The 15,069-nt window shown below is 48.3% G+C and carries 13 protein-coding genes; 1 reads left to right on the top strand and 12 read right to left on the bottom strand.

Annotated elements, in window-relative coordinates:
* Positions 1-85: 85 nt before the first annotated feature.
* Positions 86-430 (bottom strand): hypothetical protein, encoded by a 345-nt coding sequence (locus QP794_RS11420; protein WP_079344167.1) that lies wholly within the window; start codon positions 428-430, stop codon positions 86-88.
* A 125-nt stretch (positions 431-555) separates the two neighbouring features.
* On the opposite strand from QP794_RS11420, the gene QP794_RS11415 reads away from it, so the two are divergent.
* Complete coding sequence (locus QP794_RS11415; protein WP_285076596.1) at positions 556-972, top strand: hypothetical protein; 417 nt, start codon at positions 556-558, stop codon at positions 970-972.
* A gap of 213 nt (positions 973-1,185) precedes the next feature.
* Here the strand turns inward: QP794_RS11415 and QP794_RS11410 are convergent, their stop codons facing one another.
* From QP794_RS11410 to hxlB, 11 genes are all read right to left on the bottom strand, one after another.
* Entirely contained in the window at positions 1,186-4,359 is a 3,174-nt protein-coding gene (locus QP794_RS11410; protein ID WP_285076595.1) for a bifunctional cytochrome P450/NADPH--P450 reductase, read from the bottom strand.
* Between the two features lie 372 nt (positions 4,360-4,731).
* Positions 4,732-5,286, bottom strand: coding sequence for a glutathione peroxidase (locus QP794_RS11405; RefSeq protein ID WP_285076592.1), 555 nt, complete (start codon positions 5,284-5,286; stop codon positions 4,732-4,734).
* A gap of 220 nt (positions 5,287-5,506) precedes the next feature.
* Positions 5,507-6,232: a LutC/YkgG family protein gene (locus QP794_RS11400; protein ID WP_285076590.1), complete on the bottom strand. Its 726-nt coding sequence runs from the start codon at positions 6,230-6,232 to the stop codon at positions 5,507-5,509.
* The gene (locus QP794_RS11395) at positions 6,222-7,739 is read right to left on the bottom strand and encodes a LutB/LldF family L-lactate oxidation iron-sulfur protein (RefSeq protein WP_285076588.1); all 1,518 of its coding nucleotides are present in this window, start codon (positions 7,737-7,739) and stop codon (positions 6,222-6,224) included. The genes QP794_RS11400 and QP794_RS11395 overlap by 11 nt, the downstream gene beginning before the upstream one ends.
* Entirely contained in the window at positions 7,736-8,464 is a 729-nt protein-coding gene (locus tag QP794_RS11390; protein WP_285076586.1) for a (Fe-S)-binding protein, read from the bottom strand. The genes QP794_RS11395 and QP794_RS11390 overlap by 4 nt, the downstream gene beginning before the upstream one ends.
* Positions 8,465-8,531: 67 nt before the next feature.
* The gene (locus QP794_RS11385) at positions 8,532-9,293 is read right to left on the bottom strand and encodes a DeoR/GlpR family DNA-binding transcription regulator (RefSeq protein ID WP_285076584.1); all 762 of its coding nucleotides are present in this window, start codon (positions 9,291-9,293) and stop codon (positions 8,532-8,534) included.
* A 1-nt stretch (position 9,294) separates the two neighbouring features.
* Positions 9,295-10,788 (bottom strand): rhamnulokinase, encoded by a 1,494-nt coding sequence (locus QP794_RS11380; RefSeq protein WP_285076582.1) that lies wholly within the window; start codon positions 10,786-10,788, stop codon positions 9,295-9,297.
* Between the two features lie 240 nt (positions 10,789-11,028).
* Positions 11,029-11,535 (bottom strand): DUF2500 domain-containing protein, encoded by a 507-nt coding sequence (locus QP794_RS11375; RefSeq protein ID WP_285076579.1) that lies wholly within the window; start codon positions 11,533-11,535, stop codon positions 11,029-11,031.
* A gap of 117 nt (positions 11,536-11,652) precedes the next feature.
* The gene (gene pepF, locus QP794_RS11370) at positions 11,653-13,455 is read right to left on the bottom strand and encodes an oligoendopeptidase F (RefSeq protein ID WP_285076577.1); all 1,803 of its coding nucleotides are present in this window, start codon (positions 13,453-13,455) and stop codon (positions 11,653-11,655) included.
* A 399-nt stretch (positions 13,456-13,854) separates the two neighbouring features.
* Positions 13,855-14,220 carry a winged helix-turn-helix transcriptional regulator gene (locus tag QP794_RS11365; protein ID WP_079344158.1) on the bottom strand — a complete coding sequence of 122 codons (366 nt, stop codon included), beginning with the start codon at positions 14,218-14,220 and terminating at the stop codon, positions 13,855-13,857.
* 284 nt (positions 14,221-14,504) lie between these two features.
* Entirely contained in the window at positions 14,505-15,068 is a 564-nt protein-coding gene (gene hxlB / locus QP794_RS11360; protein ID WP_285076575.1) for a 6-phospho-3-hexuloisomerase, read from the bottom strand.
* Position 15,069 lies beyond the last annotated feature (1 nt).

Below are 15,069 nucleotides of genomic sequence, written 5' to 3'. Positions count from 1 at the left end.
CGAGATGAGTCTCTCCACAACGGATGAATAACCGATGATGGTTCCGTAGACTCCCTTTATTTTTATTATCAAACGAACCTTTCGTTTACGCTTTCCGTTCCCACGCAGGGTGACGATAGAATTCAATTGTATCAATATAGTTCACCGTGTACTTCTGTTCGACTTCCGACAGCTCCAGCAGCTTTCGGTCGATTTGTTTCAAACCCATGACCACGTCATGCCGAAGAAGATCCATTGCGATTTTGCCCACAAAGCCGCCTTCCATCTCCTTGTGTTTATTCCGAAATTCTTCATTATAGATCAGTTCCGGCGTAAACGATGCTTCAACAAAGGCGTTGACGAGCGTAAGCTCATCCCCCTCCATCTGTATCGCGATATAATAGTTGCCACGTTCATCCCGAATGAGGTCTTTATACATTTCCACGATCATCTGAATCACTCCCTATATCTTAAGTTGTACTATTGTTATGAGTAAAGAACATGGGCGCCATTTTGCTCACCTCTTGCCCTCGTCCATTCATATAGTAGGTATAAATGGCGAACGGAGGATTGCTTATGAATTGGCACCAACTTCATACAGGAAAAACACTACAGCAGCGCCTGGCCGAGTTACAGGGACATCTGGCAGAATTGAATGCTCCATTGTCCGGTCTGGAACCTGGAATAATCAGCAAAGTTTTTCCGCGCAGTTTTATCAAAGTCAATCGGCAGTTATTTGTTCCACTTAGTTTGTTTTCCATTCGTGTATTTGATATTCCACGAGCACGACGGGGTGTACGGGTAGGCATTCGTACGGTATTCCCATCGAGAAATGCATTTAAAAATATCCGACTTGTTGGTGTTGGATTGGATTACATTGAGCTCCAGGGAAAAGGTAAATTCTCCTCACGTATTCTCTTTCCTTTAACCCAGGTTGAATCGATCTATCGTCCAACGAAAAAAAGAAGAAATAAGGAGTCCAGAAATAGCTAAATCATATCTCTACCTGCAACAGCTCGATTAGAGAAATAATCCATACCGGGGTTAACCTCGTGTCATAATATGCATGTTTCTCTTTCTTAGTATAACTCATACATGCATGGGTCTGCTTGGATATTGTGCCATAGCAAAAAGCGGTGAGCACAGAACCCTTCTGTGTCTCACCGCGCAGATGCCTACTTATTAAAGGGATCAAGATGTATCACATCAGATACCTGTCCACACATCCTTGGCATAACGTCCTTCCTGCTGCAAACCTTCTAACCAAGCATCGGCTTGCTCCGTGGAGTTGCCGCTGACATCAGCGTACGCTTTCTTGAGTGTTGCTTCAACATCAGGTGCCATCTTGCTGCCATCGCCGCAAACATACAGATGTCCCCCCTGTTCGAGCAGAGGAATCAGCTTGTGGGCATCATCTCGCATCAGATGCTGCACGTAACACTTCTCTTCCCCGTCCACGCGGGAAAACGCGGTATGAAGCTGAACAAGACCCTCTTGCTCGGCTGTTTCGAGTTCATTTTTGTACAGATAATCATGTTCCGGGTTGCGACATCCAAAATACAGATGGGCTTCGCCAACCTGCTGACCTTGTTCCTTCATTACACGTCTTGCCTGCAGGAAACCACGGAATGGAGCCACACCTGTTCCCGGACCGACCATAATAATCGGAGCCTCTGCCTTCTCTGGCAGTTCGAACCCGGACTCAGGCGTCCGTATGAACATAACGACCTCTTCACCCGGCTTCAGGTTCGCCAGATAGTTGGATGCTATGCCTTTATACTCGCCCTGACCACTCCAAGCCGGTGCACGCACTACACTGACGGTGATGCTGGCCTGCTCAGGCTGCACTCGCGGTGAACTGGAGATTGAGTAATATCGTGCTTTCAAGGAAGGCAGCAGCTCCAAAAACCGCTCGAAAGGCAGCTCACATGCCTCGTATTTGACCAGATAATCCAGCATGGATATGCGTTTCTTACGCACTTCTTCCATGTATACAGATTCATCAAGAAGTTCTTCGAGCTCCTTCTTATGCGGTGGGCACACCGTGTACGCCGCCAGTTCTCTCAGTTGGGCCCGAGTTGCCGCTTCCTGAAGCTCCACACTGTGACTGAGCAGATCAACCAAATTAACCGGTTGGTGCAATGGCAGATGAGCAGCGCTGCGACCGGAGGCATCCAAAACAAGATGTTCCGTACCCGTGAACCCATATCGTTTAAGTACACGTTCTACGAGCTCAGGCGGGTTTTGTGGCAAAATGCCCAAGTGATCGCCTTCCTTATATGTTGCGCCTTCAGGCAGTTTAATCTCCAGATGTCGTGTGCTTCGTTCGCTGCCTGCATCGTGAAGTTCCCGATTCTCAAGCACTTCGGCAACATGTGCATCATACGTATCTGCGAGCGGTGTTACCGCCAGTCCGCTGACAAACTGTACAGACAAGGAGCTGCGTTCACTACCTGAACTTGTATTTAACTTGAGACCCAGCGTTCGTGCCAGATCTGGCCATAATTGCTCGGTCCAGTCTCCAACCTGTTTCTCAAAGTCCCCGCTGGCATCACTTTCTCCGATCGGTGATAACCGTTCTGCCCCTTTGGAAGACAACTGTTCATCAATCAAACGCGGAATGCGCTGGTACGTACTGGCCCAGTTGTGGTCCCCACATCCAAGAACAGAGAACCGCACGCCTTTGAATTCCCCTGCATCCGCATGTTCAATCCATTCAACGAAATCCTTGGCATTGCTTGGCGGTTGACCATTGTAGGAAGCACTCACAATGATGACGGCGCCTTCCTTGGGCAGTTTGCCTACTCGATCATCCAGGGTAGCCACCTCACTGCGGAAGCCCTGATATCTGGCGGTATCTGCGATTTCACGCGCAATGCCTTCCGCCGTCCCGAGATTGGATCCATACAGGACTAGCATCGGGGTGTGATGGGCATTAGCTGTATCCGGTTCTTGTCTTTTGGCAACCGGAGTCGGCTCCTCCATGGCAACACCCGGAACAGCCATGACCGGCTGATTTCCGCGTGCACGAACACGGATCGTGAAGTTATCAGGTTTGAGCGTCAACGTTTCTTTCACTTTCAACTGATAGTCCGCATGATCGATGAGTTCAAAATGCTTCAGAACCATGCCCAGCACAAGTGTGGCTTCCTGAAGGGCGAACTGCTGACCAATGCAGGCACGCTGACCATTACCAAACGGTTTGTAGGCATCATGCGGCACCTTGCTTGGATCTTCGAACCGTTCCGGACGGAATGCTTCCACATCGTCACCCCATGCATCGCGGTCCCGGTGAAGCTTGGGAATGAGCACACTGACACTGTCCCCTTTTTGCAAAGGATATTTCCCGTCCAGAACAAGGTCTTTCTTGGCATATAAGGAGAATGCCGGAGCTGTAGGCCACAACCGCAAAGCTTCGTTCAAAACCATGCGAACATATTTCAGATTGCGAACCTGATTGTATGTCGGAACCGGATCTTTCAGAATGTGATCTGCTTCAGCTTGAGCCTTGGCGAGTGTATCCGGATTTTTCATTAAATAATAGATGGCAAAGGACAACAAGCCACTCGTCGTCTCGTGTCCAGCTATCAAGAAGGTGATAATCTGGTATCGAATATTTTCATCGTCCAGCGTTTCCCCGGTTTCCGGGTCCTTGCCACTAAGCATATGGGACAACAGATCGTCTGCCCCTTCCTGAGGCTGCTGCTTGCGCTCCGCAATAATATGATCCACCAGAGAGAACATCGAACGGATATCCTGCTCAAACTGTTTCTTTTTGGTGATCATCAGCTTGTCTTGCAGACGCAAACGCTGCAACGAACTCATCGATTCGTCCAGTGCTCGAACCATGCTCGTAATGAACGGATGTGGTTCTTCCCGGTAAAAGCTGTTAAACCGATAATTGAATCCACACAGTCCAATCGTATCCAAGGTGAGACGAGTCATATCATCCGGTACGTTAACCGTCTCATCCGGGTTCAATCTGGACCACTTCTGCACGAGCTGTACAGCGAGATCAATCATTTTGTTATGATATCCCTGCATCGCACGTTGGCTAAAGCTTGGCAGCAGCACATTATGAGCTTTTTTCCAATTCGGTTCTTGAGTCCAACTCGTAAACAGGCCATCTCCGGCAAATGCACGAACCTTCTCCAGCGGTGCCCATACACGTTTATCGAATTTGGACTCGTCGCTTACCTCGGCTACCAGATTGTGACCTGAGATATACAGTTCGCTTCGTGTCGGATACTCCATTCGAAAAATGGGTCCGTACTCTTCAGCGAGTTTCACCAGGGATTGTACAGGCTCATCGGTATTTATCTGTGGTAAGTTTCCTAAAGGCCCAAACGTTTTGGGTTGGGGAACTGAAATTTGCGCCATGATACTCACTCCTCTTCCAAGTAATACGTTCTACAAAAAAATAATACCTTCGTTCAACTACGACTTCAGAACAATAGACATGACTTCATTTTCTGCACATTTTCATATTTCATCCAGATAACTTAAAAATCATAGACGGAACCAACTGACCAAAACGGTATATTGGTCATTTTAGATTAAAAAAAATGGGTTCCTTCGTTATCTTTCTTTTACCCTAACATTTCCAGTCTCAATCTTCAACAGTCTCAAAGTCGTAGGACCAATGGGTAGCCATCAGATTAATGTGGAAAATTTCGCCCCCCCTCTTGGCCCAACCATATTGAGTTTTTAGAACTTAATGAGCTGCTTCATTCTCGAAATAAATCGTTAAATCTAGGACCTCATCAGCAGATCCTTAATCGCAGACTCCATCTCTAACGGCGCAACCGTAGTCTCATAGCGGCCACTCACTTCCCCGGTTCGATCAATTAAAAATTTGGTGAAATTCCATTTGATCCCGTTTCCCCGGTATAAGTCGGGATGTCTCTCCTTAACAAATTGATCCATCCATCGACCTTCTTCCGATGCCGTATCATAACCCTTAAATGGGGCAATCTCGACCAGATAGCGAAACAAAGGGTGCATGGATTGCCCGGTGACCTCAATCTTCTCAAAAATCGGAAAGGATATATGAAAATGATTTCTGCAATACTGAGCTACCTCATCATTGCTCCCCGGCTCCTTGTGATTAAACTGATTACAGGGAAACGCCAGAATCTCCAGCCCTTGATCACAGTACTGTTCGTACAGTTGCTGAAGTTCGGTGAATTGTCGAGAGTAACTGCACTCGCTCGCTGTATTCACAATAAGTAGTACTTTGCTCTCATAAGCAGATAAGTCGCCCGTATGTCCATCCATGAATGGAACCTGATAAGAAAATATACTCATTCATAACGCCTCCTTGGTCGGTTCTCACATAAACCTTCTCTTGAAATGGATTATACACTTATCCTCTTAATAGGTTAAATATATAATTAATATTAGATTTATAGGATATGGCTATATAATGAAAATACAGGAATGCAACAAAAAACTGCCCTCAGCAGACAGAAGCTGCTTCCTGGACAGTTAGTAAGAGCGTCATTAATGCAAATTTTCCGAAATGTAGTTACCCCATAATAAGACCATATACAATGCCTGGTCCATGTACCCCTATGGTCAGATCATTTTCAATGTCGGAAGAACGACTGGGACCTGAAATAAAATGAATGCCTGCCGGAAGATTCTCTCTTCCCGCTTCATCGAAGCGATTAAGCGTCTCACCAAGTCTGGTGTAGAGCCGTTCGATAGGAATAATAATGATGAGTACCGTGGGCAATAAACTAACGGAACGCCCCTTCTCCGGCGAAGAAAGCACTGTGACGGAACCCGTATATGCTGTAGCATAATCCGCCATCACTACACCGATGTCTGCCTCAGCTGCCCTCGCCTTCCAGTTTTCGTCTGCCTGACTGTTCCACACTGAAATCTGCACATCCGGGAGCTGCTTTTCCAATCCAAGCTCCGTTAGCGCCTGTTCATTCTGACGTATGATATATTTCGCACTCAATTCATGAGATTTAGTAGCGATGAAGTCCGCGGCTTCGCCTATATCTCTTACCCGCGCAATATGAGCACCTACACTCACAAAATTATCGGTGAATGCCTGTATGCGCTTATCTATATCCCACTCCAGGTCCGTCCAGAACCCGGGTGCACCGCGAAAAGGTTGGGTCGGAGCATGTCTCTGGCGTGGTCTTCTCAATTTGGTTGCAATATCATTCATAAAGTGCTCCTGCTTCGCACGAGACTTCTTTTCCATTTGCTCCAGCCATTCCTGATGTTCAGTGTTCATGTTGACCACCCCCTCCCTCGCGTTCACGAATAATCTGCTCCATTCGGCTTCGCACGGAGGAATCCATCTCTTTCTGCTCCTGATTCAGCTCCTGATCCAGCTTGTTCCATTGCTGTCGGAAGGAACGCTTCGCCAGACTTGGCGCAACCCGATAGCTGTTCCAGCCCTTAAGAGGCCCAAGTTTGAGTGAAATTCCGTTATTGCGTACAAATGCTTTCTGGCCGATCTGTCCGAGACGAATAGCCGCGCCGAATCGTTTAGAATTGCTTACAACCGCTGCAAACCCTTTCATGCCAGCACTTTCAAGCTTATTGCCATGGCCCTCTTCCACCTTACGTCTGCGTAAATATACGAGCATATCATGCAGCGGAATTTTGACCGGACAGGCTTCGTAACAGGCTCCGCACAGACTGGAAGCACCCGCGATGTCGTTCCATTCATCGATATTGCCATTCAGTGCAGGGGTAAGTACTGCTCCGATCGGTCCACTGTACGTTCCACCGTAAGCATGCCCGCCGATATGACGATACACCGGACAAGCGTTCAGGCAGGCCCCGCAGCGAATACAGTTCAACAGTTCCTGGAATTCGGGATCACCCAACTGAAGTGAGCGTCCATTATCGACGATAATAATGTGCATTTCGTCCGGCCCGTCCCCGTCTTCTGTTCGACGAGGGCCGGTTATGCCTGACATATACATTGTCAATTTTTGACCTGTCGCAGAGCGTGGCAGCAGGGTTGCCATTACCTCGAGATCCGTCCAGGATGGAATGATGCGTTCCATGCCCATTAAGGTAATCTGTGTTTTTGGCACGGTGGATACCATGCGGGCATTGCCTTCATTTTCAAATAGGACCATGGAACCCGTCTCAGCAATCGCAAAATTGCAGCCTGTCATGCCAATATCGGCTTCAAGAAACTTCTCGCGCAGCTTTTTGCGTACAAATCCGGCAAGTACGGTGGTGTCCGGTTCTAGAATTTCACCCGCTTCCTTGGACAACAGGTCCGCAATCTGGTAACGGTTCTTGTGAATAGCCGGAATGACGATATGAGATGGGGCTTCACCTGCCAATTGAATGATGTATTCACCCAGATCGGTCTCTATCGCTTCAATGCCTGCGGACTCCAATACATGGTTGAGATGCACTTCCTCGGACACCATGGACTTGGATTTGACCACGGTGGAAGCCTGCTTGTGAGTCGCAATATCCAGTGCAATCGCCGCTGCCTCCACCGAAGTATCGGCAAAATGAATATGAACCCCATTAGCACGTGCATTATTGACGAATTCATTCAGGTAATAATCCAGATGTGCGATCGTATGCAGACGAATCTGACGTCCACGTTCACGCCATTCTTCCCAGTTGCCATGTTCTTCGGATGCAGACTTCTTGCCATTACGCAATCGCTCTGTCGTAAATTTGACGGCTTTGCGCAGGAAATCATCATTCAACGCCAGTTCTGCACGTTCTTTGACGGTAACATCCATTACACCGGGCTGACTCATCCTGTTTGCACCCCCTCATACAGCAGTTCGGCCAAATGCATTACACGTACCGGTTCATTCCGATACCGCAGATTGCCCGCAATATTCATTAGACAGGCCATATCCAGGCCCACCAAAACTTCGGCTTCCGTTTCTTTGATATGATCCACTTTCTCCGTGACCATGGCACCGGAAATATCCGCCATTTTGATAGCAAATGTTCCGCCAAAGCCGCAGCAGTCCTCTCCGAAAGGAAGGGGAACAAATTCCAAACCTTTTACTGCAGACAGTAATGCCATAGGCTCATCCTTTACGCCTAACAAACGGCTGCCATGACAGGAGGGATGATATGTAACCTTATGCGGAAAATGTGCACCCAAATCCGTGATCCCAAGCACCTGAACGAGAAACTGAGTAAATTCGTATGCTTTGGCTTCCAAGCGTTTAGCCTTCTCCAGCCATACAGGTTCATTGGCAAACAGCTCGGGATAATGATGAATCATATACGTACAGGAGCCCGAGGGACAGACGACAAAATCACTGTCATCAAAAGCTTCCAGAATGGTTTTGGCGGCTACCCGTGTCTCATCCCAATACCCGCTGTTGTAGGAAGGCTGACCGCAGCAGGTCTGCACGGACGGGAAATCCAACCGAACGCCATGCGCGGCGAGCAATCTCACCATCGCCTCCCCCACACGGGGATATATGGCATCACTGAGGCAGGTAATGAATAAGGAGACCTTCATGATTACACGCTCCTATAACTGATGAATTGTGGTTATAACCCATATAAGTATCGAATATCCGCTTGTTTTAGACCCTTGTGATCTTGATATCATAGCCGTTCAAACGTTCTATCAAATCATCGTCAAGCGACTGATCCGTAATCACCTCATGGACCGCATCTAACCCGGTTACCCGGGCAAATGCACGAACCCCAAACTTGCTCGTATCGGCAAGCAAAATGACCTGGTCGGATATGCCGACCATTTTCTGCTTCAACCGGGCTTGAAGCTCATTGGATTCACTGATGCCGCCGCCTTCCAGGTGCACACCTTTACAAGACAGGAACAATTTATCGACATGGTATGTTTCCAGAGAACGTTCAGCGAGCGGTCCAACAAAAGACAAAGACCGTTGGGCCAGCTGGCCTCCAGTCGAGATGACTTCAATCTTGTCCCTGCTGCTCAATTCGGTGGCTACTTGTATGGAGTTGGTCAATACGGTTAGTGGCATATCCGGCATATTGGCCGCCATGTATCCTGCTGTCGTGCTGGCATCCAGTAAAATTCGATCACCCGGGCGAATCATGGAGAGGGCCGATTGAGCAATTCTTTTCTTTTCCTCTGCATGTGTTGTTTCCCTTACCCGGTAAGGGATCTCCGGCTGCTCTTCCTTTACGCTGACAGCGCCGCCATGGGAACGACGCAGTCGTCCTGCTTGCTCCAGACGGTCCAGATCACGCCGAATGGTCTCTTCTGTTACCCGGCAGTGCTCACTAAGCTCGGATACACGTATACTCCCTTTCACATTAACCATCTCGACAATCCGGTCATAGCGTTCTGCTGCCAGCATGTTACACCTCGCTCCCGGCTTGCGATTCCGATGATGCGGTCAATCTTAGAAATCTGCCGTATGCTTCTTCCCAGATCGTTCTGTCCCTTGGCTCATAATCGGTAACCGGGAATGAATCGCGGATGACCCTGCGGGCTTCCCATATATCCTTAAAGGCTCCACTTGCTATCCACTGTACAGCCATGTTTCCGATCGCACTGCCTTCTGCCGGACCCGCCCATACGGGTTTGCCAATGGAACTGGCAGTCCATTGACACAACAAGCGATTCTGGATGCCACCACCAACCATATGCAAGCCATTAAAAGATTGTCTGGACAGTTGTTCTGTCCACTCCAGCACTCTTCGATACTTCAGTGCAAGGCTCTCCAGAATGGAACGGACGATGGCTCCCTGATCTTGCGGCTCAGCCTGACCTGTATCACGGCAATACTGTTGTATACGAGAGGTCATATCCCCTGCTGCCATAAACCGTTCATCGTCGGGATCAAACAGGCTTGCAAACGGAGGTGCAAGTTCAGCCCTGCTCAATAACTCCGCATAGCTGATTCCCTGTCCCTTGCGTTCCCATTCGCGCATGCATTCCTGCAAAACCCACAGGCCCATGATGTTCTTGAGCAAACGGAATGTGCCTCCTGCACCGCCCTCATTCGTAAAATTGAGCGCCAAACTCTCGGAACTAATGGCAGGATGGTCAATCTCCGTGCCCATAAGTGACCAGGTTCCGCAACTCAGGTAAGCAAATGAACGCTCTGTTGCCGGAACAGCGACGACCGCTGAACCTGTATCATGTTCGGCAACCGCGATAACCGGGATGGCTGGCAGGCCAAGATCACTGCAAATGCTGCTGCGTAACTGTCCCACACGAGTACCTGGCATGACTGCTTCTCCAAACAACGTCTCCGAAATGCCGATATGTGCGAGCAGTTCAGCGTCCCAATAGCCTATGGTTGGATTATAGAGCTGCGTTGTGGTGGCGTTGGTAAACTCATTTACCGCTTCACCAGTCAGAAAGTAACGAAGCAGATCGGGGATCATGAGGAAACGCTCCGCTTCGTTAATCAGGGGGGAGCCACTTCGCTTAAGTGTTGCCAGCTGGTACAGTGTGTTAAAGCTAAGAAACTGGATGCCCGTGCGTTCGAAAATCCGCTTAGAGGTCAATTCCTTACGCAGCTGGTCCATCATGCCGTTAAACTGTGTGTCACGGTAATGATACGGATTGCCTAACAATTCACCATGACTTCCAACCAATCCAAAATCAACCGCCCAGGAATCAATACCTAGACTTTCAGGCAGTTCCCTCTTTTGTTTGACCAGGTTCAGCCCTTCCAGAATTTCATGGTGCAGCCTCAATATATCCCAGTGCAGCCGCTCCCCCGCTTTGACCGGCTCATTCTTGAACCGATGGATCTCCATCGTTTCCATTCCCCGATCATTCAGATGACCCAGCAGTGCTCTCCCACTTCCAGCACCCAAATCATACGCCAGTACACTCACCACTCTTCACCAGCCTTTCATCCCATACTCTGTTTCGCGCTCGAACATGGCTTGATTTTATTCATCACTACTCTGTATTTTATTCTTCACTTTATTGTTTGTTTATTTTTGTTTAGTACTGTTTTGCTTTATTTAATGAGTATATCACCAATGTAAGCGTTTGAATACCCTGTGATTCGTTTCTTTTACCTATACCAAAAACGACTCTCTCCACTCGGGAGGAGCCGCTTTCCTGTTATTTTACGTATAAAAGCTATTATTGCTCGCACCGGACTGAGGCTGCACATCTCTTTCAAAATGCTTGAACCTTGTCCCCTGATACGTCAGCATGCCTCGGTCATTTTCCACAAACATTCCGTAATTTCTGCCACCAACATTTAACTCCACACGGTCCCCATTATCCAATTCAAACGTGGCATAATACCAGGTTGATGCACTGCTGTCCCCGCTCCCACCTGTGACTTCTGTGCGCTTTGCCACAATCGTTGAATGCAAGGTTAACAGTGCTGAAGCATTGTTCGATGACCATGTGCTCACCCCTGAGATAATGGCATAGACAATAACACCCGCAATAATGAGAAATATGCCGCCAATAAAAATCGAACCAAACGTGCTCATCGTAGTGAACTCATTGATTCCTGAAAAAAAACCTCCCTGATTGCCCTCAAATCCCGGAACATCATTCATGTCATCAAAAATACCGAACCCGTCCATGCTTAACCAGCCCAGCGATGAAGATATGCTCAACGACGTCATTCATCATCGTTCCCTTCTCCCTGCAAATTAAGATGCACCGCCCCCTGCCAAGGAGACGGTGCACGCAGACAACCCTACAAGCCTTGTCCGTATACTATATGAACCTGATTACGAATACAGACGTTCAAGTTCATCAACAAGACTGCCAACATAGGCGACAGCAGCACGAATCGGCTCAGTTCCGGACATGTCCACACCCGCAAGCTTCATCAGCTCTTGCGGATCAAGACTTCCTCCCGCTTTCAATGCGTCGAGCCAGCGATCTACGGCAGGCTGTCCCTCTTCCCGAATTAGCTGTGCAGCGGCGGTAGATGCCGTCAGACCTGCTGCATAGGTATATGGATATAATCCCATATAATAATGAGGCTGTCTCATCCAGGTCAGCTTGGCCCCTTCGTCGATCACCAGATCAGGCCCCCAGAACTCGGAGAGGATATTTCCTTTCAGCTGACTTAACGTCTTCGCCGTAATCGGTTCATCCTTGGTTGCGAGTGCATACACCTGACGCTGCAATTCACCTTCAAGCAGATGTGTAACAAAGTTATGGTAATACGTATTGAGCAATTGCAAAATGACCCAACGACGCATTCTCGGGTTATCAGAACGTTTCAACAAATGATCTGCCAGCAGCATTTCATTCATCGTGGAAGGCGCCTCTATGAAATAGAGGGATGGTCTTGTATTCGTAAGCCGTTGATAATGCCCGGCAAGCATGAAATGTCCGGCATGTCCCACTTCATGGGCAAGTGTGAACGCACCGCGCATATTATTTGCCCAGGAGATCAAGATATAGGAATGGGAACCGTAGATGGACGAGCAGAAAGCTCCTGTCGATTTGCCTGCATTATCAGCATAATCTACCCAACGCTCACTGAATGCACGTTCCACAATATCGCCATATTCCGGTCCCATTACGGCAAGAGCTTCACGTATGAGCGTGCAGGCTTCCTCGTATGTAATGGCAGGACTGAATTCAGGGTCCAGTGGTGCCTTCAGATCGCAGAACATCAGTTTGTCCAGTCCCAACTCACGTTTCTTGAGCGCGGCCAGTCTGCGCATGTGAGGGGCGAGTTCCTGCTGGATGATATCCAGTACATTGTTGTACATCTCTTTGCTTACCTGCTGTGGACTGAGCAGCATATCCGTAACATCATCGTATCCACGCAGCCTGGACAAAACGACCTGTTTCTTCACTTCGGTGGCGTAACCTTCAGCAAACGTATTTTTGTAATCATTCAGCTTGGAGCTGAACGCGGCATAAGCAGAGCGGCGCAGCTTCGTATCCGATGACATTTCATAATTGTTCTCATAGAATGACCAGGACAGCGGACGGTTATTGTCATCACTATCAAGTGCATCGTCAAACGTCATGTCTGCCAGTTTACCGCGCAGATAGATCCGGTATGGCGAATCCAGTACTTCCCCAAGGGAAGCCAGTACTTTCTCCGTTTCGGGCGAAAGACGATGTGCCTTTTCCTGTATTAGACGATCCAAGCTGCGAGCATACGGCTGCAAACCCGGAAGTTCTTCAATATAACGTTTGACCGTTCCATCGGGAAGATCCACGATCTCGGAATTCACAAAAGACAAGGACGACGACAAATTCGATAAAATATCTCCCGCCTTGGCTGAATTCTCAATATTCGCGGGATTGGTACTATCCTCCGACTGTTTCAGCCGGGCATACGAAGCCGTTTTGCTAATGCGTTCCTGCAAAGCTTCTCGGGCATCCAGACAAGCGAGTAACTGCTCGGCGCCTTCGCCCAGATGTCCTTTGAATGTTTCGATATGGGCAGCGGCCTCAGGCAGTGATCTAAGCTCCTGCTCCCACTCTTCGTCAGTCCCAAACAAGTCTCGCAAGTCCCAGGTAGTCTCCTGGCTTACTTCATCGCGTGTACGTATTTTTTCCATCGTTAAATGTCATCCTCCTCGCATTTCCAATATCTCTCATCGTATCATATTCGAAGCATTTATACCTTACATCTCCTAAAATGAGCCTTTAGATTCAAGGGATCATATGATTGGACTAAAGAATATTCACACTTACCACTCCGATGACAGAACAACCTTCCGATCGCTGTTATCCCCAGATTTTTTGATTCAATTTTACAAAGGTGAAAATCTGGTGATAAAGGCTAGGCGCATGCTTCCGATGTAGCTTTCTTTCAGAATGCTTTTAGCTCCGCTTCTTCAGGCTATTTCTGCCCTCTACGTTTCAAGAAAACTTTTGTAAAACTGTTAGTTAATTAAGGGGAAAGAAAAACCGCTGGGTGATGGAAAAATTCCCTACACCCAGCGGTTCGTTTTAACTTAAATTGATTCTGATTTCCAGATCACATTCTCACCATAGTTTTTACCCCAATCGTACATGGCATGCAGCACGGGCATCAGGCTCTGTCCGTGATCCGTCAACGTATATTCGACACGAGGAGGTACTTCTGCATAGACCTTGCGCTCAATTAGCTTGTCTTCCTCCAGTTCACGCAGCTGGTTGGTCAGCATCTTTTGGGTAATATGAGGAATCAATCGCTTCAGTTCACTGAAACGCTTGGTGCCTTCAAGACCCAGATGCCATAAAATAATCAGTTTCCATTTGCCGCCAATAACAGCAAGGGTCAATTCTTTCTCACAGTTAATCTCTTTCAAGTTGATTCGTTCCTTGACTTCGGACGCCATAGCTCCAAGCCCCCTTTTCTTTCAATTCATCTTATATCGCTAAAATGCAATACGCATATTACAATAACACTCCGCAACAAGAAGAGCATGCTGCCTCCTTGTATCATATAACGGGTTCATTGGTTTAATACAGCTTGTATACATTCTACTACAGCACAACCCCGTTGTTAAGCAGACCCGAATCAGTCCACAGACAACGATAGCAGAAAAGACCGGGACTCCCCGCTACTGAGGGAATTCCGGTCTTCCATCTATTTTTAATTCACCAATCTATGACGAATGGACTATTCCAGGTTGGCGTGACGCCCAAACATATCTGCTCCAGTCATATTCTTCATTTGCATCATGGTGAGCACCAGGGCATCCATGCTCAGCAGTAGCCCCTGTTCAAACAGGGAGCCCATCGGTTGAATGGTTACTGCCGCTCCGGTGGTCGCCGTATCCTCTTTGGCGGATGCCGGAAGACGAACCACGGTATTAGACAGTTGTCCGATTGTGGACTCCGGCTTGATCGTAATCAAACCAACAGGAGCACCTGCTTTACTGGCCTTCTGAGCCATCGCTGCCAGACTGCCTGTCTCCCCTGAGCCTGAGCATAACAAGAGGAAGTCTTTCGGGCTGATCCCCGGTGTTACGGTCTCTCCAACGACATATACCCGAAGCCCCATCTGCATCAGCCTCATGGCAAAAGCCTTGCCCATCAGACCCGATCGACCTGCGCCTGCCACAAAAATCTGTTCGGCCGCCAAAATATGTTCCGCCATGGCCTGCATCTCCGAGTCGTCGATCTGGCTTAACGTCCGTTCCAACTCCTTCAAGATGTCTGCTGCGTATTGTCGGCTGCTCATC

It is taken from the genome of Paenibacillus sp. UMB7766-LJ446 (assembly GCF_030226665.1).
GTDB classification, from domain to species: domain Bacteria; phylum Bacillota; class Bacilli; order Paenibacillales; family Paenibacillaceae; genus Paenibacillus; species Paenibacillus vandeheii.
Note: the sequence above shows the minus strand (reverse complement) of the source record. Positions and strands in the feature narration are given on the sequence as shown.